This is a genomic window from Klebsiella michiganensis, from assembly GCF_002925905.1.
Lineage (GTDB): Bacteria > Pseudomonadota > Gammaproteobacteria > Enterobacterales > Enterobacteriaceae > Klebsiella > Klebsiella michiganensis.
In genome coordinates this window covers 146,922-167,647 of the sequence record NZ_PRDB01000009.1, presented here as the reverse complement: position 1 = coordinate 167,647, position 20,726 = coordinate 146,922, and the positions used below count along the sequence as shown (strand labels likewise).

The 20,726-nt window shown below is 55.2% G+C and carries 13 protein-coding genes; 6 read left to right on the top strand and 7 right to left on the bottom strand.

All coding sequences use genetic code 11. The annotated features are described in order from the left end of the window. Nucleotides 1-156: 156 nt before the first annotated feature. The 5 genes from CDA56_RS19195 to CDA56_RS19175 all read right to left on the bottom strand — a co-directional run bounded on the left by CDA56_RS19195 (nucleotide 157) and on the right by CDA56_RS19175 (nucleotide 5,913). On the bottom strand, nucleotides 157-1,800 hold the full coding sequence (locus CDA56_RS19195; protein ID WP_064357826.1) for a multidrug ABC transporter permease/ATP-binding protein: 1,644 nt from the start codon (nucleotides 1,798-1,800) through the stop codon (nucleotides 157-159). 76 nt (nucleotides 1,801-1,876) lie between these two features. Next, nucleotides 1,877-2,527: a DNA oxidative demethylase AlkB gene (gene alkB, locus CDA56_RS19190; RefSeq protein WP_048260709.1), complete on the bottom strand. Its 651-nt coding sequence runs from the start codon at nucleotides 2,525-2,527 to the stop codon at nucleotides 1,877-1,879. Next, complete coding sequence (ada, locus tag CDA56_RS19185) at nucleotides 2,527-3,591, bottom strand: bifunctional DNA-binding transcriptional regulator/O6-methylguanine-DNA methyltransferase Ada (RefSeq protein ID WP_064391609.1); 1,065 nt, start codon at nucleotides 3,589-3,591, stop codon at nucleotides 2,527-2,529. Before ada ends, alkB begins: the two co-directional genes overlap by 1 nt. Before the next feature lie 72 nt (nucleotides 3,592-3,663). Next, nucleotides 3,664-4,716, bottom strand: coding sequence for an FAD:protein FMN transferase ApbE (gene apbE / locus CDA56_RS19180; protein WP_025106709.1), 1,053 nt, complete (start codon nucleotides 4,714-4,716; stop codon nucleotides 3,664-3,666). A gap of 102 nt (nucleotides 4,717-4,818) precedes the next feature. Further along, on the bottom strand, nucleotides 4,819-5,913 hold the full coding sequence (locus CDA56_RS19175; RefSeq protein ID WP_048260705.1) for an OmpK36 porin: 1,095 nt from the start codon (nucleotides 5,911-5,913) through the stop codon (nucleotides 4,819-4,821). 771 nt (nucleotides 5,914-6,684) lie between these two features. Here CDA56_RS19175 and rcsD point away from each other — a divergent pair. After that, on the top strand, nucleotides 6,685-9,345 hold the full coding sequence (gene rcsD, locus CDA56_RS19165) for a phosphotransferase RcsD (protein ID WP_102802930.1): 2,661 nt from the start codon (nucleotides 6,685-6,687) through the stop codon (nucleotides 9,343-9,345). A gap of 16 nt (nucleotides 9,346-9,361) precedes the next feature. Then, on the top strand, nucleotides 9,362-10,012 hold the full coding sequence (gene rcsB / locus CDA56_RS19160) for a response regulator transcription factor RcsB (protein WP_004103995.1): 651 nt from the start codon (nucleotides 9,362-9,364) through the stop codon (nucleotides 10,010-10,012). A 44-nt stretch (nucleotides 10,013-10,056) separates the two neighbouring features. Here rcsB and rcsC read toward each other — a convergent pair whose 3' ends face one another. Both rcsC and gyrA read right to left on the bottom strand, forming a co-directional pair. Then, complete coding sequence (gene rcsC, locus CDA56_RS19155; protein WP_049083379.1) at nucleotides 10,057-12,903, bottom strand: two-component system sensor histidine kinase RcsC; 2,847 nt, start codon at nucleotides 12,901-12,903, stop codon at nucleotides 10,057-10,059. A gap of 130 nt (nucleotides 12,904-13,033) precedes the next feature. After that, on the bottom strand, nucleotides 13,034-15,667 hold the full coding sequence (gene gyrA / locus CDA56_RS19150; RefSeq protein ID WP_004852752.1) for a DNA topoisomerase (ATP-hydrolyzing) subunit A: 2,634 nt from the start codon (nucleotides 15,665-15,667) through the stop codon (nucleotides 13,034-13,036). 185 nt (nucleotides 15,668-15,852) lie between these two features. Between gyrA and ubiG the strand changes: the two genes are divergently transcribed. The 4 genes from ubiG to yfaE all read left to right on the top strand — a co-directional run bounded on the left by ubiG (nucleotide 15,853) and on the right by yfaE (nucleotide 20,699). Beyond that, nucleotides 15,853-16,581, top strand: a complete 729-nt coding sequence (gene ubiG, locus CDA56_RS19145; RefSeq protein ID WP_014230217.1) for a bifunctional 2-polyprenyl-6-hydroxyphenol methylase/3-demethylubiquinol 3-O-methyltransferase UbiG — start codon at nucleotides 15,853-15,855, stop codon at nucleotides 16,579-16,581. Nucleotides 16,582-16,925: 344 nt separating this feature from the next. Next, complete coding sequence (gene nrdA, locus CDA56_RS19135) at nucleotides 16,926-19,211, top strand: class 1a ribonucleoside-diphosphate reductase subunit alpha (protein WP_004852755.1); 2,286 nt, start codon at nucleotides 16,926-16,928, stop codon at nucleotides 19,209-19,211. A gap of 103 nt (nucleotides 19,212-19,314) precedes the next feature. Next, on the top strand, nucleotides 19,315-20,445 hold the full coding sequence (gene nrdB / locus CDA56_RS19130) for a class Ia ribonucleoside-diphosphate reductase subunit beta (protein ID WP_004852757.1): 1,131 nt from the start codon (nucleotides 19,315-19,317) through the stop codon (nucleotides 20,443-20,445). Beyond that, nucleotides 20,445-20,699 carry a class I ribonucleotide reductase maintenance protein YfaE gene (yfaE, locus tag CDA56_RS19125; protein ID WP_004104002.1) on the top strand — a complete coding sequence of 85 codons (255 nt, stop codon included), beginning with the start codon at nucleotides 20,445-20,447 and terminating at the stop codon, nucleotides 20,697-20,699. Before nrdB ends, yfaE begins: the two co-directional genes overlap by 1 nt. Nucleotides 20,700-20,726: the final 27 nt, after the last annotated feature.

Genomic DNA, 20,726 nt, shown 5'->3' with positions numbered 1-20,726 from the left:
CCTTGTAAAAATATCTGTCAGACCAGCAGGCCGGAAGCCTTAAGCATAGCGCGAGGAGGCGGAAATAATAACCGCTATGAATTCAGTCGACGGAAAAAACAGCAGCCTGCAGGAAGCCCGGAGGTCGGCTGGCGCCTCCGGGACGGCGTAAAGCGATCAGGCGGTACGGGCGACCGCGTCGCGGGTCGCCAGCTCGCGCTCATTTCCGGTCAGCTCAGACAGCTGGCCGCCGCGCATTTCCAGCAGCCTGTCGGCGTGCTGAAAGTAGTGATCGTCATGGCTTATAGCAAAGAGGGTTTTACCCATCTCCTTCATCAGCGGCAGCAGCACCTGATAGAACTCACGGCGGAAATGGGGGTCCTGATCCGCCGCCCATTCATCCAGCATGATGATATCTCTATCTTCCGCTAACGCCAGCAGCAGCGCCACGCGCTTTTTCTGCCCTTTAGACAGCTTCAGGTCGAGGATTTTGCCATCGTCGAGCCGTAGCTTATGGTTCATCTGCAGATAACCCAGCCACTTCTCCACCAGCGCCGGGTCAGCCGCCTTCCCTTCCGGCCCCAGCAGTCTGTCAAACAGCCAGACGTCGGTAAACACCGCCGAGAACAGCTTGCGGTAATCTTCCGGCTTATCCGCCGCCATCGGCTTCCCGTCGACCAGGATCTGCCCGGAAAGGGGCTGATACAAACCGGTCAACAGCATAGCCAGCGTCGATTTCCCGCTACCGTTACCGCCGATGAGAAAGACCAGTTCGCCGCGCTTGAGGGTCATGTTGATCGGCCCGACCGCAAAGCTGTTGTCAGGATAATGGAAGGTGATGTCGCGCAGCTCGAGCGTCTGCCAGTGGGGATGCGCCTGCGGCTGCGGGAACTCAGCGCGGTACGGCGCGAGCGAAAACTTATTCAGCTTGTTGAATGCCACCTGCGCGCTGAGCAGAGTGGGCAGCGCGCCTACCGCCGAGAGCAGCGGCGTGCGCAGGAATAATAGGGTCAACGAGTAGGTCGCCGCCACCGCCGTATCGGCCCAGCCCAGGCTGTTGGCCATCCAGAAGACCAGGCCAATCGCGCCCAGCATCATAATATTCGACCAGTTGACCGCGCTCAGATGAAAGGTATCGGCGCGAACAATATGGTGCCGGTATTCTCGCGCATCCGGCAGATAGAGCTGATTAAACACATATTCGGCGCGCTCGCGGTTGAGAGTGAGCTCTTTGCGACCTTCGAGCACCGTCTGGTAGTCGTGATACAGCTTATCTTCGCTTTCGCGCAGCGACGCCATATGCTTATAAACCCGCGATACCAGCATAAATCCGCCCCAGATGGTCAACGCCAGCCACAGGGCGGTAACCAGCATCATTTTTCCTGACAGCCAGGCCAGATAAGCGGCGGAGCCAAAGGTCAGAATAATCCCCTGCACCAGCTCCGGCAGGCGTACGAAGGCAATGGTGATATTACGGATATCGCTGGTTAGCCCGGCCAGCAGCGACGCGCTGCCGATTTTCTCGATCTTCTCGATTTGCGTATCCAGAATGCGCTTAATAAATTCGCCGCGTAGGCGGTAAACGAAATGGTGGCCGAGCGTGGTCAGCGCCAGCTGCGAGCCGAGGGTGACCGCCATCAACAGCAATAGCAGCCCGAGAAACTCCGGCAGGACCGTCAGGGAGGTATCGACAAGGGTTATCAGGCGCAGGTTAATGAAGGCGATAAGCCCAATACCCAGCGCCGCGCTCAGCAGGCTCAGGGCAATGACGGAGATAAACGGCCAGCGATACTGGCGCCAGACAAGAAGAAGAAGTTCCATAACGCGTAATCCGGGCAAGCAAAAACAGCCAGCAGTTTAAACTGCTCGACGATGACAGCAAGAATAATTCTTATTTTTATTCTTTATTACCCGCCAGGCGGAAAGTGAGATTGTAACGACAGCCGCCGGTAGCCGGATGGATGCCCTCTTTCAGCGGTTGAATACCGTGGTAAAACAGCCGCGATTCGCCGCCCCAGACCACCACGTCGCCGTGCTCCAGCAGCACCCGCTGCAGCGGATCGTTACGCCGCAGGCCGCCAAACTGAAATATCGCCGGAAGCCCCAGAGAGACGGAGACAATCGGCGCTCGCAGGTTTTGCTCGTCTTTATCCTGATGCAGCGACAGCTTCGTTCCCGGCTGATAGCGGTTGATAAGACACGCATCCGGGGTAAAGCGCGCATAGCCGCTCGCCGCCGCCGCTTCTGCGGCCAGTTCGCGGAAAAGCGGCGGCATCTGCGGCCAGCGCTTGCCCGTCAGCGGATCGTCGGCAGCATAAAGATAGCCGTGCTGGTTGGTGGTCCAGCCCAGCTCGCCGCAGTTGGTCATCGCCACCGACATCGTATAGCCGCCGGGGGTAACCATCTGGCGAAAAGGCGAACGGCAGGCAATCTCGCTGATTGCCTGCAAAAGCGCCGGCGCGCGCTCTCGGGCGTAGCGACGCAAAATTATCGCCCCCGGAGCCAGCGGCTCCTGCCAGGGCGGCGTATCGGCAAAAAGATCGAGCATTATTTCTCCTCGGATGACGCTTCTCGCGCCAGCAGCAGCGCCTTGCGCGCCGTCCCCCAACGATAGCCGGATAGCGCCCCATCCTCGCGAACGACCCGATGACAGGGAATAACCAGCGCCAGTTTATTCGCAGCGCAGGCGCTTGCCACCGCCCTCACCGCGCGGGGGCGACCAATAATTTGCGCCACCTGGCGATAGCTGCGGGTCTCCCCCGCCGGGATCTGACGCAGCGCCTGCCAGACCTGAAGCTGAAACGCCGTGCCGCGCAGATCCAACGGCAGGGAAAACGGCTGCCGGTGGTCATCAAGATGGGAAAATACCTGCGCCACCCGCTGACGAAAAATCTCGTCGCCCGGATGCAGCCGCGCATTGGGGAACAGGCTGGCTAATTCCGCACAAAGCAAGGCGTCGTCCTCTCCGGGCAGCACGGCGCACACGCCCCGCTCACTCTCAGCCACCAGACAGCGCCCCAGCGGACCGTCGCCGCATACCCAGGTAATATCGATATCCCCCCCGCCGCGGCGAAACTGGCGGCCGGTCATTCCCAGCGCCGCATCAGCCTGCTGGTAGTAGCTGCTACTATCCGGAAAACCGGCAGAGAGCGCCGCATCTGTAATTTTCGCCCCCTGTCCCAGCGCTTCGCGTAAACGGCGAGCGCGCCACGCCTGTTGCCAGGCTTTAGGGGTCATTCCGGTGACGGATTTAAAGAGGCGGTGAAAATGAAAGGGGCTGACCGCAAGCTGGCGTGCCAGTGCTTCCAGCGTTATCGGCGTCTCCTGCTCCAGCAGACGGCACGCGGCAGCCACTTTCTCTACCTTCTGCTGCTGCGGATCGGTTTTTTCCGGCTGGCAACGTTTGCACGGACGAAAGCCTTCCGCCTGCGCGCTTGCCACATCAGGATAAAAGCGAACATTTTCCCGCAGCGCGCGGCGCGAGCGGCAGGAGGGGCGGCAGCAGACGCCGGTGGTCAGCACGGCAAAGACAAACTGACCATCGGCGCTGGCATCGCGTTCGCATACCGCCTGCCAGCGGCGCTCATCGGTATCAATCATTATCGTTTTCATCACGGACTCCTGCTGTAAGTGTATCTTCAGTGTGGGCCGAAGTCCGTCATCAAAAACCCGAAATCTTGCGCTTTAATTTTTCTCGCCAACGAGGAAAGTGCGGAACTGCGGCGACATCCAGGTTTTAAACCCGTCCCCCTCTTTGATAATCATATAGACCGCCAGCCCCTGTTCGCGTACCACGTCCCGCGCTTTTTCCGGCCCCAGCACCATCAGCCCGGTGTCCCAGCCGTCGGCTTCCAGCGCCGTCGGGGCGATAACGGTCACCGAAACCAGTTTATGATCGATAGGCCGCCCGGTTTGCGGATCGATAACGTGCGAGATGCGCTTACCGTCCAGCTCATAGTAGTTGCGATAGCTGCCGGAGGTGCTGATGCCGTGGCCGTTGATATCAACGATCGCCTGTACCGCGTTTTCGCGATCGGTTGGCTTCTGGATCGCCACCCGCCACGGCTGCCCTTCCGCATTCATTCCCCGGCTCGCCAGTGCGCCGCCCACCGAGACCAGGTAGCGCGAGATCCCCTCCTGCTCCATCAGGCGCGCCAGATGATCGGCGGCGTAGCCTTCACCTACGGTAGAGAGATCGACAAACAGATCCGGAATATCTTTTTGCAGAAACTGCTTGCCGGCCTGGTTGATCACCGTCAGATGCTGTAATCCGCTGCGCGCTTTTGCCGCGGCAATCTGCTGCGCATCCGGCGTTTTGACCGGCTGTTTATCCGGGCCAAAGCCCCATAAATTGACCAGCGGCCCGACGGTGATATCCATGGCGCCATGGGTTTTTGCGCCAATGCGCAGCGACATCGTCACGATATCCGCCATCGCCTCGCTGACCGGCCACGGCGAGGTACCCGGCGAATGGTTAAAGCGCATCAACGCTGAATCGTTCTTCCAGGTGGAAAGCAGACGATCGTCAGCATCCAGCTGAGCCTGAACTTTCTGGCGCAGCGCCTCGGCCTTCGCCTCATCAACGTTGATGACGCTAACCCGCCAGAATGTGCCCATGGTTTTACCCTCCAGCACGGTGGCGGCGGATTTTGGCGTCTGGGGAGTGGTGGCTGAATCACAGCCTGAAAGTAATACGCAGGCGCCGAACAGGGCGGCGCGGAAAAAAGTGATATCCATAAAATTGGCTTCCTCTGGCTAAGGCGCAAAGAGTACACCAGCAAGGTTAAACCGGGCATAAAAAAAGGCGCCATCGGCGCCTTTTTTCAAACTTCAGCGTGCTTAGAACTGGTAAACCAGGCCCAGAGCAACGATGTCGTCGGTAGAAACACCGGCGTTACGAGTGAAGCTGTTGTCGTCCAGCAGGTTGATTTTGTAGTCAACGTAGGTGGACATGTTTTTGTTGAAGTAGTAGGTAGCGCCTACATCAACATATTTCAGCAGATCCTGGTCGCCGTAGCCTTCCAGATCCTTACCTTTGGACTGCAGGTAAGCCACGGACGGACGCAGACCGAAGTCGAACTGGTACTGAGCAACTACTTCAAAGTTCTGCGCTTTGTTAGCAAAACCCTGGTTGCCAGCGCGAGTTGCGTTGTAGGTCTGGGTGTACTGAGTCGCCAGGTAGATGTTGTTGGCGTCATATTTCAGACCACCGGTGTAGGTTTCAGCGTTGTCGCCGCGGCCCAGAGCAGGAACTGTGTTCTGATCGCTGGTACGTTTAGAGTGAGAGTACGCGAAACCAGCGCTGATACCTTCCCAGATATCATAAGTCAAAGCGGTACCGTAACCGTCGCCGTTCTGTTTGCTCCAACCACGACCGTTGTTAGTCGAACCTTCACCGCTTACGCTGCCGTTTTTACCCTGATACTGCAGAGCAAAGTTCAGGCCGTCAACCAGACCGAAGAAGTCAGAGTTACGGTAGGTTGCCACGCCGTTAGCGCGAGACTGCAGGAAGTTGTCAGAACCGTAGGTGTCGCCGCCGAATTCCGGCAGAACGTCAGTCCAGGAAGTTACGTCGTAGACAACGCCGTAGTTACGACCGTAGTCGAAAGAACCCGCGTCGCCGAATTTCAGACCAGCAAATGCCAGACGAGTCCACGCCTGATCGCTGGAGCTCTCGGTGTTGTTTGCCTGAACGTTGTATTCCCACTGGCCGTAACCGGTCAGCTGGTCGTTGATCTGAGTTTCGCCTTTGATGCCCAGACGCATGTAGGTCTGGTCGCCATCGGAAGATTTGTCGTCAGAGAAATAGTGCAGACCGTCGATTTTACCGTACAGGTCTAATTTGTTGCCATCTTTGTTATAGACTTCAGCCGCATTCGCTGCGCCTGCTACCAGCAGTGCCGGTACCAGGAGGGACAGTACTTTAACTTTCATGTTATTAACCCTCTGTTTGTTATATGCCTTTTATTATTGCCACTGCTTACTGATTACCCTTCTAATCAGTCGGCTATTTCATTGTGCTGCAAAACGCGGAATAATCCAACAAGAATATGATACTAAAACTTCTAAGATGTTTCAAAATACCCACAAGATGTTTCAATTTGTAAATATGAGGGAACTTTTTTTCGGCCCTAAATGGGTAGCGAAATAAGCACTAATAATCAAAAAATAAAATTTTTTAATCCCTGTCAATGAGTTACACGGTTACATATCTATAGCACTGAATGGTAAAACAAAATTATCGTCTGCGACTAAAATTACCCTCGCTATCATCATTAACTTTATTTATTACCGTCATTCAGTTCTGAATGTCTGTTTACCCCTATTTCAACCGGATGCCTCGCATCCGGTTTTTTTTACCCTTCTTTACACATCTTTAATTATTCCATGCTACCGGCGAAAAAAATAACGGTTATTAATCAAACAACTTGCGAATAAACTCAAGGCTGTTTATATAATTTCTTGTTATTTAGTGCTATTTACGTTAGTCAATCCGTCAATAATTGTACAAAACTATTCGGACGGTACATCTTTACTCACCGCGCGGGTTTGAGATGAAACTCAAGGTAAAAAAGTCGTTGTATGGTATTCAGATGTATGGATTTTGGGCGTTAACCTTTATACTGTTCATAGCATCTGCGCTGCCCCCGGTTAACTTGGTGCAACAGTCCGTTTACACATACTGATGAGTCGTACTCTCACACGATGACCCCGAAAAAATTTTCCCTGATACCCGGCAACATTACCCGCTTCTTTATTCTCATGGTCATCGTCCTGCTGGCGACGATGGGGGTCATGATCCAAAGCGCCGTTAACACCTGGCTAAAAGATAAAAGCTACCAGGTTGTCGATGTCAGCTACGACTTACATAAACGCATTGATACCTGGCGCTACGCCACCTGGCAAATCTATGACAACATTGCCGCGACCTCGTCCAGTTCAGCCGCAGAAACAGGGTTACAAGAGACGCGTTTAAAGCAGGACGTTTACTACCTTGAGAAACCCCGGCGCAAAACTGAAGCGCTGATTTTTGGCTCTCATGACAGCTCAACGCTGGAAATGACGCAAAAAATCTCCAACTATCTCGATATCCTGTGGGGTGCCGAGACCATTCCCTGGTCGATGTATTACCTTAACGGCCTGGATAACAGCCTGATTCTGGTTTCAACGCTGCCGTTAAAAGATCTCTCCTCCAGCTTCAAAGAGTCGACCATCAGCAGCGTCGTTGAATCACGACGGGCAGAAATGCTGCTGCAGGCCAACACGTTAGATGAACGCGAGACGTTTTCGTCGCTGCGCCACCTCGCCTGGCAAAACGGCTACTACTTCACCTTACGCACCACCTTTAACCAGCCCGGCCACCTGGCGACCGTTGTGGCCTTCGATCTGCCCATTAACGATCTCATCCCTCCCAGTATGTCGCTGGAGAGTTTCCGCCTGGAGCCCGATCCGTCGCAGAACGTCAGCGCCAATCCGGATAAAGAAACCGCCGACATCGTCAGCATTAACTTTAACGGCCCGCAGATTGAAATTATCACCACAATTAATACCACCGGTATGCGCCTGGTCTGGATGGTGCCCTTTAGCGAGCTGATTCTGGAGTCCTTGCAGAGTATTTTACTGCCGCTGCTGCTGAACATCGGCCTGCTGGCGCTGGCGCTGTTCGGATTTACCACCTTCCGTCACTACAGCGGCCGCAAAAGCATCGTGGGAACGGCCGTTTCCTCGGCCGCCAATAGTGAATTACGCGCCCAGCGCGCCATTCACGAAGAGATTGTTTCTCTGCTGCCGCTGGGGCTGCTGGTGCACGATCAGGAAGCTAACCGGACGGTGATCAGCAATCCGATTGCCGATCATCTGCTGCCGCATCTGAATCTGCAAAACATCATCAACATGGCCGATCAGCACCAGGGCGTGATTCAGGCGACGGTGAACAATGAACTGTATGAAATCCGTCAGTTCCGCAGCCAGGTGTCGCCGCGCACGCAAATCTTTATTATTCGCGATCAGGACCGCGAGGTGCTGGTGAATAAGAAACTCAAGCAGGCCCAGCGCCTGTATGAGAAAAACCAGCAGGGCCGTACGGCGTTTATGCAGCATATCGGCACGGCGCTGAAACAGCCGGCGCAAACGCTGGCGGAAGAAGCTGCGGCGCTCGGCATGGCCGAAAGCCGCAGGCTGGCCCAGCATGCCGATGAACTGGTACAGCTGGTTGATGAAATAGAGCTGGCAAATCTGCTGGAGAGCGATAGCTGGAAGAGCGTTCAGGACCTGTTCTCAATTCAGGAATTGATCGATGAAGTGGTACCTGAAGTCCTGCCCATCATCAAACGCAAAGGTCTGCAGCTGCTGATTAACAACTCGCTACCGGCCAATGAGCAGCGCTACGGCGATCGCGACGCCCTGCGCCGCACCCTTTTACTGCTGATTCAGTACTCGGTGACCACCACGCCTATTGGCAAAATAACCCTGGAAGTCAGTAAAGATGAATCCGCGGACGATCGTCTGACCTTCCGTATTCTGGATACCGGCAACGGCGTTTCGGCGAACGAAATCGACAATATGCACTTCCCGTTCCTCAACGATACGCAGGCAGACCTTTACGGCAAAGCCAACGCCCTCACCTTCTGGCTCTGCGATCGCCTGACGCGCAAGCTCGGCGGACAGCTCAATATCAAAGCGCGCGAATCGCTGGGTACCCGCTACTCCCTGCATCTAAAAATGGCCGCCAGCGCGGATGAGAGAGATTCGGGTGAACATCTGCTGGATGAAGTGGTGATCATGCTTGATGTGACCGCCAATGAAGTCCGCCGTATCGTGACCCGTCAGCTGGAGAGCTGGGGAGCCACCTGCATCACTCCGGATGACAGAATCACAAGTCAACAATATGATCTCTTTTTAACGGATAATCCGTCTAATCTTACTGCTTCGGGCTTGCTTTTAAGCGATGATGAAGCCCGGGTTCATAAGATTGGTCCTGGTCAGCTCCGCGTAAACTTTAATATCAGCGCTGCGCTGCAGGAAGCTATCCTGCAATTGATTGAGCAGCAGCTTGCTGAGGAAGAGGAGCAGCCATCCTCTCCCGGGAACGAAAGTAACGCCGAACTGCATGCCAGCGGCTATTACACGCTGTTTGCTGACACGGTACCAGATGATGTTAAGAGGCTGTATAATGAACTGGCGACGGGCGATTTCGCCGCGCTGGCGCAAACCGCCCACCGCCTCAAAGGGGCATTTGCTATGCTAAATCTGGTACCCGGCAAGCAGTTATGTGAAACGCTTGAGCATCTGATTCGTGAAAAAGATGCGCAAGGCATAGAAAAATATATCAGCGACATTGACGTTTACGTCAAGAGCTTGCTGTAGCAAGGTAGCCTAATACATGAACAATATGAACGTAATTATTGCCGATGACCATCCGATCGTACTGTTCGGTATTCGTAAGTCACTTGAACAAATTGAGTGGGTGAACGTTGTTGGCGAGTTTGAAGACTCCACCGCATTAATCAACAATCTGCCTAAACTGGACGCACACGTCCTGATTACCGATTTATCGATGCCCGGTGATAAATACGGCGATGGCATTACGCTTATTAAATACATCAAGCGTCATTTCCCGGACCTGTCAATCATTGTACTGACAATGAACAACAACCCGGCGATCCTGAGCGCGGTTCTGGATCTGGACATCGAAGGGATCGTCCTGAAACAGGGGGCGCCGACCGATCTGCCTAAGGCGCTCGCCGCGCTGCAAAAAGGCAAAAAATTCACCCCGGAAAGCGTTTCGCGCCTGCTGGAAAAAATCAGCGCCGGCGGTTACGGTGACAAACGTTTGTCACCCAAAGAGAGTGAAGTGCTGCGTCTGTTCGCCGAAGGCTTCCTGGTCACCGAGATAGCCAAAAAGCTCAACCGCAGTATCAAAACCATCAGTAGCCAGAAAAAATCGGCGATGATGAAGCTCGGCGTGGAAAACGATATCGCCCTGCTCAACTACCTCTCTTCCGTTTCCCTGAGCTCAACGGACAAAGACTAACGTCTCTCTTCCCGGATAGCGCGGCGCTATCCGGGAAACGTCTTTTATTCCCTGCCCTTACGTACCCGCGCGGCGTAGACCGTCAGCGTCTGCTTGATAATATCCAGAGTGACCGGTTTTGAAAGGCAGCTGTCCATACCGGACTCCAGGCAGCGCTGCTTCTCCTCCGCCAGCGCGTTGGCGGTCACCCCAATAACCGGCAGCGTAAGCCCTAGCTGGCGAATGCGCTGGGTCAGGCGATAACCATCCATATTCGGCATGTTGACGTCGCTGAGCACGATATCAATATGCTGCTTGCTCAGGACATTCAGCGCATCGACCCCGTCATTTGCCGTCACGCACTGATAGCCCAGCGATCCCAGCTGATCGGCCAGCAGACGTCGGTTAATCGGATGATCGTCCACCACCAGAATCATCATGTCATCATTGCTGGCGGTTTGCGCATCCGCCGCGGATAGCGCAGGGCCGTTTTCCGTACTGGCCATGGCAATATGGAAGATGCGGGCCAGCAGCGGCAGCAGCTCGTGCGGCGTGGCCACGCTATGCAGCCACTCGCCGGGCGCCCGCTCCTGTGGAATACCGATATGCCGACGAGAGAAGATCACCATCGCGCCGCCGTCCCAGGCGTCATGCGTCTCGCTATCGGTCAACAGAATATCCTCCGCGTCCGGCGCTTGCCCGTCAAAATGACGGACCGGAATACCGTGGTATTTCAGCAACTGCTCGACGAACAGCGCCAGCGAGCTGTTATCAATCGCCAGCCAGCAGCATTTTTCCGCCAGGCCATCAATATTCGGCGACGGCGTATTTTGTACGCCATAAAGCGGGATACGAATAGTGAAGCGGCTGCCCATACCTGGCTCGGTTTCAACGGCAATATCGCCATCCATCATGCTGATAAGCTTTTCACAAATCGCCAGACCGAGTCCGGTCCCCTGGAAATTGCGCTGCACGCCGGTCCCCACCTGGAAGAACGGGTCAAACAGGCGTACGACCTCTTTCGCCGGGATCCCTTCCCCGGTATCGCGCACGCTGATGCGCAGATAATCCTCCGCCCGCTCTACGTGCAGGATAATGCAGCCGGTATCGGTAAACTTAATCGCGTTACTCAGCAGGTTTGAAATAACCTGCTGCAGGCGCATCGGATCGCCGGACATCAGCTGCGGTACGTCAGGTTCAATAAAGCAGTACAGCCCGAGATGTTTCCGCACCACCAGCGGCAGATAGTTGGCGGAAATATGGTTCATGACCTCGCGCGGCGAAAACTCCCGCGGCTCAATTTTGAGCTGTTCGGACTCAATTTTCGAGAAATCGAGGATGTCGCTAATAATTTTCAGCAGCAGGCTGGAAGAGTTGTTCATCGCCGTCACCAGACGATCGACGCCCTTCGGTAGCTCTTTGGTCTGCAATAAATCGAGGTTACCGATAATCCCGTACAGCGGCGTTCGCAGTTCGTGGCTGACGGTGGCAAGGAACATCGATTTCGACTGGCTGGCCTGCTCGGCGGCCTGGGCCATCTCCTGCAGCGACTCCTCCATTTTGACGCGCGCCGAGACATCCACCAGCACGCAAATCGCCACGTTCTCGTTACGGTAGCGCGAGTGGACAAAGCTGATTTGCAAATTGGTATTGTTGCTGGTCAGCACATCGACAAAGTTCACCTGCTGGCCGCAGATAATTTGCGTCAGCCGCTGCCGATCCTCATGGGTTAGCATATTGAGATAGTTATGCGCCAGCTCGTTACTCAGGATATTGGTGCCGTCGATCGTACGTAAAATACAGATCCCCACCGGCGCGGAGGCAACGATTTTTCGGTTGAACTGCTCGTGCTCTTCGAGGCGCTGGGCGTCGTTTTCAGCCGGAATAAAAATCCGCCGTTCATACATGCGGGCAAGCGCAAAAAGGAGGCCGCCGGTAAGCAGATTGAGCACCACGGCGTTCAGTATCAGCATCCGGATGCGTTCCAGCACCTGATCCACCGGCACCGAATAGACAATGCTCAACGATGACGGCGGCAAGCTTTTTTTCATCGCCAGCTCGCGAAAACCGGCGGTATAGCCGAACCACAGACGCTCCTGCATCCACTTCGCATCCGGTTTAATATTGCTGTCCGACCCGGCAAGCGAGATCAGCGTCTGTCCGTTATCGTCGAGAATCGTCACGTTCATCGGCAGACTGCCTGGGGTAAAGAAGCTTTCCATGCGGATGGTTTGCTCTACGCCGAGCATGGCCTGCAGGCGGTTCGCCACATAGATTGGGGTCAGCGCATAGAAATAGCCAACGCCCGGACGCACGCCCTGGCTTATCCAGAACAGATTGTTACCGCGCTCGTTTTGCGGCGCGTCGCGATACTGCTCAATGCGCTGATGCAGCACTTTTAACGCCTGGTCCCGCTCCAGCGGAATATCGCGCAGGCCGAAGTTGGCCATACACAGATTGTCGCTGCCAATCATAAAAATACGATTGAGGTCGTAGGCCGTTGAGAAATTGTCGCGCCAGTAGCGCATAAACCACGCCAGTGACTGCAGCGAGTTACGCCAGGTCGTACTCATCAGCGCGCAGTCGGAATCCGGGTAGAGCGGTTCAAAATTAGGGATCGTAATATCGCCGCGCTGCACCGGCGTATCGCCGCCTTCGCTGCCGTCCATCGGCCGGTTGCCGGCAACGTATTTCAGCTCTTTGATCACATCGGCCGTACGCTGTATGTAGCGCTGCGCCTGATCGGCATTGAGGTTAAATTCCTGGCGAATTTCCGATTCGCGATCGTGCAACGCATTGACGATGTAAAACACCGAAACAAAAGCGACCAGCACCCACAGCAGTATCGCCAGCGCTCTGAACAGATAGCGTGAAACCTTTAACGTGTTATGGAAAGAAGCTAGATATTTCAATGTGGCGATGCTCGGCCGTCAGGGGCTCAACAGAATGGCGTTAAGGTAACGATAAAACACCGGTCCCGCAACGGGAAAACAAAAAGGGCCGGGGAGAACCCCGACCCTTTCAGACAATTACCGCAGAGGATTACTCTTCGTCTTCGGCGATGTCATCGTCAGTATCCGCTTCCGGCGCGATATCTTCGTCGCCTTCCGCCGCGCTGCCGTCGATGGCATCCAGCTCTTCGTCATCAACCGGCTCAGCCACGCGCTGCAGGCCGACCACGTTTTCATCTTCCGCAGTACGAATCAGGATCACGCCCTGAGTGTTACGACCGACAATGCTCACTTCAGATACGCGGGTTCGTACCAGCGTGCCCGCGTCGGTGATCATCATAATCTGGTCGCAGTCATCAACCTGCACCGCGCCCACAACGGAACCGTTGCGTTCGGTCACTTTGATTGAGATAACGCCCTGGGTCGCACGCGACTTAGTGGGATACTCTTCAGCTGCGGTACGTTTACCGTAGCCATTCTGCGTGACGGTCAGGATGGCACCTTCACCGCGCGGAACGATCAGAGAAACCACTTTGTCCTCGCCGGCCAGCTTGATGCCGCGCACGCCGGTGGCGGTACGGCCCATCGCGCGGACGGCGTCCTCTTTAAAGCGCACCACTTTACCGGCGGCGGAGAACAGCATGACTTCGTCCTGACCGGAGGTCAGATCGACGCCAATCAGCTCGTCGCCTTCGTTGAGGTTAACCGCGATAATACCGGCGGAACGCGGACGGCTGAATTCAGTCAGCGCCGTTTTCTTCACGGTACCGCTGGCGGTCGCCATAAATACGTTCACGCCCTCTTCATATTCGCGGACCGGCAGGATCGCGGTAATACGCTCGTTGGCTTCCAGCGGCAGCAGGTTGACGATCGGACGGCCGCGCGCGCCGCGGCTCGCTTCCGGCAGCTGATAAACCTTCATCCAGTAGAGACGACCGCGGCTGGAGAAGCAGAGGATCGTATCGTGGGTGTTGGCCACCAGCAGGCGGTCGATAAAGTCTTCTTCTTTGATACGCGCCGCAGATTTACCTTTACCGCCACGACGCTGGGCTTCGTAGTCGGTCAGCGGCTGATACTTCACGTAGCCCTGATGCGAAAGGGTCACGACAACATCTTCCTGGTTGATCAGGTCTTCAATGTTGATATCCGCGCTGTTCGCGGTGATCTCGGTACGACGCGCGTCGCCGAACTGTTCACGGACCAGCTCCAGCTCTTCGCGGATAACTTCCATCAGGCGATCGGCGCTGCCCAGAATGTGCAGCAGCTCCGCGATCTGTTCCAGCAGCTCTTTGTATTCATCGAGCAGTTTTTCATGCTCAAGGCCGGTCAGCTTCTGCAAACGCAGATCCAGAATCGCCTGCGCCTGCTGTTCGGTCAGGTAGTACTGGCCGTCGCGTACGCCGAATTCGGGCTCCAGCCATTCCGGACGGGCGGCGTCATCGCCTGCGCGTTCCAGCATCGCGGAAACGTTGCCCAGATCCCATGAACGGGCGATTAAGGCGGCCTTCGCTTCCGCCGGGGTCGGCGCGCGGCGAATCAGTTCGATAATCGGATCGATGTTGGCCAGGGCAATCGCCAGCGCTTCGAGGATGTGCGCGCGATCGCGGGCTTTACGCAGTTCAAAAATCGTACGACGGGTCACCACTTCGCGGCGATGGCGCACGAACGCGGCAATAATTTCTTTCAGGTTCATAATCTTCGGCTGACCATGGTGCAGGGCAACCATGTTGATACCGAAGGAGACCTGGAGCTGGGTCTGCGAATAGAGGTTGTTCAGCACCACCTCACCCACCGCATCGCGCTTCACTTCAATCACGATGCGCATACCGTCTTTATCGGACTCGTCGCGCAGCGCGCTGATGCCTTCGACGCGTTTGTCTTTGACCAGCTCGGCGATTTTCTCAATCAGGCGCGCTTTGTTCACCTGATACGGAATTTCATGCACGATGATGGTTTCGCGGCCGGTTTTCGCGTCAGCTTCCACTTCCGCGCGCGCGCGAATGTACACTTTACCGCGACCGGTACGATAGGCCTCTTCAATGCCGCGGCGACCGTTGATGATCGCGGCGGTCGGGAAGTCCGGACCTGGGATGTGTTCCATCAGCCCTTCAATGCTGATGTCTTCATTTTCAACGTAGGCCAGACAACCGTTGATCACTTCGGTGAGGTTGTGCGGCGGAATATTCGTCGCCATACCTACCGCAATACCTGACGAACCGTTGACTAACAGGTTCGGGATTTTAGTCGGCATAACGTCAGGGATCTTTTCCGTGCCGTCATAGTTATCGACGAAATCCACCGTCTCTTTTTCGAGGTCGGCCATCAGCTCATGGGCGATCTTCGACATACGGATTTCCGTATAACGCATCGCTGCGGCGGAGTCGCCGTCGACCGAACCAAAGTTACCCTGGCCATCTACCAGCATATAGCGCAGGGAGAATGGCTGCGCCATACGTACAATGGTGTCGTACACGGCAGTATCACCATGAGGGTGGTATTTACCGATTACGTCACCAACGACACGGGCAGATTTTTTATAGGCTTTGTTCCAGTCATTGCCCAATACGTTCATGGCGTATAGTACGCGACGGTGTACCGGCTTCAGGCCATCTCGGACATCCGGCAGCGCACGGCCAACAATGACCGACATCGCATAATCCAGATAGGAGCTCTTCAGCTCTTCCTCAATGTTGACCGGTGTAATTTCTCTCGCAAGGTCGCTCATCTAACCGCTATCCCTCTACTGTATCCCGGATTCAAAGGTCGCAAATTATAACACAGCCGCGGTGATACGGGTAAACCTATACCCAATGATTTTCGCGCGGCGAAAGGCGACAGGGATAGACGGTTTATTCATCCCTGAGGCCTGATATACTCGCGGGTCTGAACTGAACAGGAGTAAAAGCGCCCATGAATGCCGAAAAACCGTCGGTGGCCCACAATGTTGATCATAATGAAATCGCTAAATTTGAAGCCGTCGCCTCGCGCTGGTGGGATTTAGAGGGCGAATTCAAGCCGTTACATCGCATCAATCCTCTACGCCTCGGCTATATCGCGGAGCGCTCCGGCGGCCTGTTTGGCAAAAAAGTACTTGATGTCGGCTGCGGCGGCGGCATCCTGGCGGAAAGCATGGCCCGGGAAGGTGCAGCGGTGACCGGTCTGGATATGGGCTTCGAACCGCTACAGGTGGCGAAACTGCACGCCCTGGAGAGCGGCATTCAGGTCGAATATGTCCAGGAAACCGTTGAAGAGCACGCGGCGAAGCATGCCGGAGAGTACGACGTCGTTACCTGCATGGAGATGCTGGAGCACGTCCCGGATCCGCAGTCGGTCGTCCACGCCTGCGCGCGGCTGGTCAAACCTGGCGGTCAGGTGTTCTTCTCAACCATTAACCGCAACGGTAAAGCGTGGCTGATGGCGGTCGTCGGCGCCGAATACATCATGAAAATGGTGCCGAAGGGAACCCACGACGTGAAGAAATTCATCAAGCCCGCGGAGCTGATCGGCTGGGTAGATGAGACAATTCTGAAAGAGCAGCATATTACCGGTCTTCATTACAATCCGTTGACCAATACCTTCAAGCTGGCGCCAGGGGTGGATGTTAACTATATGTTGCATACAACGGCGAAAAAAGCATAACGTCAGCTGTATTTCCTATGATGATTGCGCGGCATCAAGCCGCGTGATTTTTTCTTCCGATGAAGAAATCAGCACTCGATCAAATTTTCATTTTTTTTTCTGATTTATTGACATCTTCTCCAGGCCTTATGTGGCGTGGACTTGGCGATTATTACCCTTCCGCAACCTCAATTTAACGTCAAAATCAACTCTTGTACTCAAAAGAATCCTTACTAGAATACTCACCATATAGCGTTTCTTTTATCGACCACCCCCTACATATAGTATTTATCCACAGAGTTAGTCACAACGGCGTTCTGTGGATAAGTGGGGGATATTTTCTTTCACGGACAGGTATAATCCACATGAATCAGAGTCTGCTGGTGACAAAGCGTGACGGTAGCACCGAGCGCATCAATCTCGATAAAATCCACCGCGTGCTGGATTGGGCGGCAGAAGGGCTGAATAACGTATCCATCTCCCAGGTAGAACTGCGTTCCCACATTCAGTTCTATGACGGCATCAAAACCGCCGACATTCACGAAACCATTATCAAAGCCGCCGCGGACCTTATCTCCCGCGAGGCGCCAGATTACCAGTATCTCGCCGCCCGTCTGGCGATTTTCCACCTGCGTAAAAAAGCCTACGGCCAGTTTGAGCCGCCAGCGCTGTTCGACCACGTGTCGAAAATGGTGAAAAACGGCAAATACGATACTCATCTGCTGGAAGACTACACGGAAGAAGAGTTCAAGCAGATGGACTCGTTCATCGAGCACGATCGCGATATGACCTTCTCCTACGCTGCGGTTAAGCAGCTCGAAGGCAAATATCTGGTGCAGAACCGCGTCACCGGTGAGATCTATGAAAGCGCCCAGTTCCTGTACATTCTGGTTGCCGCCTGCCTGTTCTCCAACTACCCGCGCGAGACGCGTCTGGACTACATCAAGCGTTTCTATGACGCGGTGTCGACGTTCAAAATCTCGCTGCCGACGCCGATTATGTCCGGCGTGCGTACCCCGACCCGTCAGTTCAGCTCCTGCGTGCTGATCGAGTGCGGCGACAGCCTGGATTCTATTAACGCCACCTCCAGCGCGATTGTGAAATACGTCTCTCAGCGCGCCGGTATCGGCATCAACGCCGGCCGCATCCGCGCGCTGGGTAGCCCGATTCGCGGCGGTGAAGCTTTCCATACCGGCTGTATCCCGTTCTATAAGCACTTCCAGACGGCGGTGAAATCCTGCTCCCAGGGCGGCGTCCGCGGCGGTGCGGCGACCCTCTTCTACCCGATGTGGCATCTGGAAGTCGAAAGCCTGCTGGTGCTGAAAAACAACCGCGGTACCGACGCCAACCGCGTTCGTCACATGGACTACGGCGTACAGATCAACAAGCTGATGTACACCCGTCTGCTGAAAGGCGGCGATATCACCCTGTTCAGCCCGTCCGACGTCCCGGGCCTGTACGATGCGTTCTTCGCCGACCAGGACGAGTTTGAGCGCCTGTACACCCAATACGAGCAGGACGACAGCATCCGCAAGCAGCGCATTAAAGCGGTAGAACTGTTCTCGCTGATGATGCAGGAGCGCGCCTCCACCGGCCGTATCTACATCCAGAACGTGGACCACTGCAACACCCACAGCCCGTTTGACCCGGTTGTCGCGCCGGTGCGCCAGTCCAACCTGTGCCTTGAAATCGCCCTGCCAACCAAGCCGCTGGAAGATGTAAACGACGAAAACGGTGAAATTGCGCTGTGTACCCTGTCCGCTTTCAACCTCGGCGTTATCGATAGCCTTGATGAGCTGGAAGAGCTGGCGGTGCTGGCCGTTCGCGCGCTGGATGCCCTGCTGGATTACCAGGACTACCCGATCCCGGCGGCCAAACGCGGCGCGATGGGCCGTCGTACGCTGGGTATTGGGGTGATTAACTTTGCCTACTATCTGGCGAAGCACGGTAAACGCTACTCTGACGGCAGCGCTAACAACCTGACGCATAAAACGTTCGAAGCGATTCAGTACTATCTGCTGAAAGCCTCTAACGAGCTGGCGATCGAGCAAGGCGCGTGCCCGTGGTTTAACGAAACCACCTATGCGAAAGGCATTCTGCCGATCGATACCTACAAAAAAGACCTGGACGCTATCGTCAGCGAATCCCTGCATTACGACTGGGAGCAGCTTCGCGAGTCGATCAAAACGCACGGTCTGCGTAACTCCACGCTCTCCGCGCTGATGCCGTCCGAGACCTCTTCGCAGATCTCCAACGCCACCAACGGCATTGAGCCGCCGCGCGGTCACGTCAGCATCAAAGCGTCGAAAGACGGTATCCTGCGCCAGGTGGTGCCGGATTACGAAAAACTGCAGAACGGCTACGAGCTGCTGTGGGAAATGCCGAACAACGACGGTTACTTGCAGCTGGTCGGTATTATGCAGAAGTTTATCGACCAGTCGATTTCTGCTAACACCAACTACGATCCGACGCGCTTCCCGTCTGGCAAAGTGCCGATGCAGCAGTTGCTGAAAGACTTGCTCAATGCCTATAAGTTCGGCGTCAAAACGCTGTACTATCACAACACGCGCGATGGCGCGGAAGATGCCCAGGATGACCTGGCGCCGTCCATCCAGGACGACGGCTGCGAAAGCGGCGCATGTAAGATTTGATAATATTGCCCGGCGGCGCGTTGCCTGCCGGGCCTACGGTCTAATGTAGGTCGGGCTAGCGAAGCGCCGCCCGGCGTATAATTCCAGGACAGGATCCCCACTCATGGCATACACCACCTTTTCACAGACGAAAAATGACCAGCTCAAAGAGCCGATGTTCTTCGGTCAGCCGGTGAACGTCGCCCGCTACGATCAGCAAAAATATGACATCTTCGAAAAGCTGATTGAAAAACAGCTCTCCTTCTTCTGGCGTCCGGAAGAAGTTGACGTTTCCCGCGACCGTATCGACTATCAGGCGCTGCCGGAACACGAAAAACACATTTTTATCAGCAACCTGAAATATCAGACGCTGCTGGACTCCATCCAGGGCCGCAGCCCGAACGTCGCCCTGCTGCCGCTGATTTCAATTCCGGAGCTGGAAACCTGGGTGGAAACCTGGGCGTTCTCGGAGACCATCCATTCGCGCTCCTACACCCATATCATCCGCAATATCGTTAACGATCCGGCGATGGTGTTTGACGATATCGTCACCAACGAGCAGATTCAGAAACGCGCGGAAGGCATTTCCAGCTATTACGATGAATTGATTGAGCTCACCAGCTACTGGCATCTGCTGGGCGAAGGGACCCACAGCGTGAACGGTAAAACCATTACCGTGAACCTGCGCGAGCTGAAAAAGAAACTCTACCTGTGCCTGATGAGCGTGAACGCGCTGGAAGCCATCCGTTTTTACGTCAGCTTCGCCTGCTCTTTCGCCTTTGCCGAGCGCAAGCTGATGGAAGGTAACGCCAAGATTATCCGCCTGATCGCTCGCGACGAAGCGCTGCACCTGACCGGCACTCAGCACATGCTGAATCTGCTGCGTTCCGGCGTCGACGATCCGGAGATGGCTTCAATCGCCGAAGAGTGCAAACAGGCGTGCTACGACCTGTTCGTGCAGGCGGCGCAGCAGGAAAAAGAGTGGGCGGATTATCTGTTCCGCGACGGTTCGATGATCGGCCTGAACAAAGATATTCTCTGCCAGTACGTTGAGTACATTACCAACATCCGCATGCAGGCGGTAGGTCTCGATCTGCCGTTCCAGACCCGCTCCAACCCGATCCCGTGGATCAACACCTGGCTGGTGTCCGATAACGTGCAGGTCGCGCCGCAGGAAGTGGAAGTCAGTTCTTACCTCGTCGGACAGATCGATTCCGAAGTCGACGCCGACGATCTGAGCAACTTCCAGCTCTGATGAAACGCATTTTTTTGAAGATTTCTGACACTCGCCTTGAGTGTCAGGATGAACATCCCTCCCTGCTGGCGGCTCTGGAATCGCACAATATCGACGTGGAGTATCAGTGCCGCGAAGGCTACTGCGGCTCCTGCCGTCTACGGCTGGTTTCGGGGCAGGTTGACTGGCTCACCGAACCGCTGGCGTTTGTCCAGCCGGGAGAGATTCTGCCCTGCTGCTGCCGGGCAAAAGGCGATATCGAAATTGAGATGTAAGCCAGTCTGAAACGCATTCCCATTCTT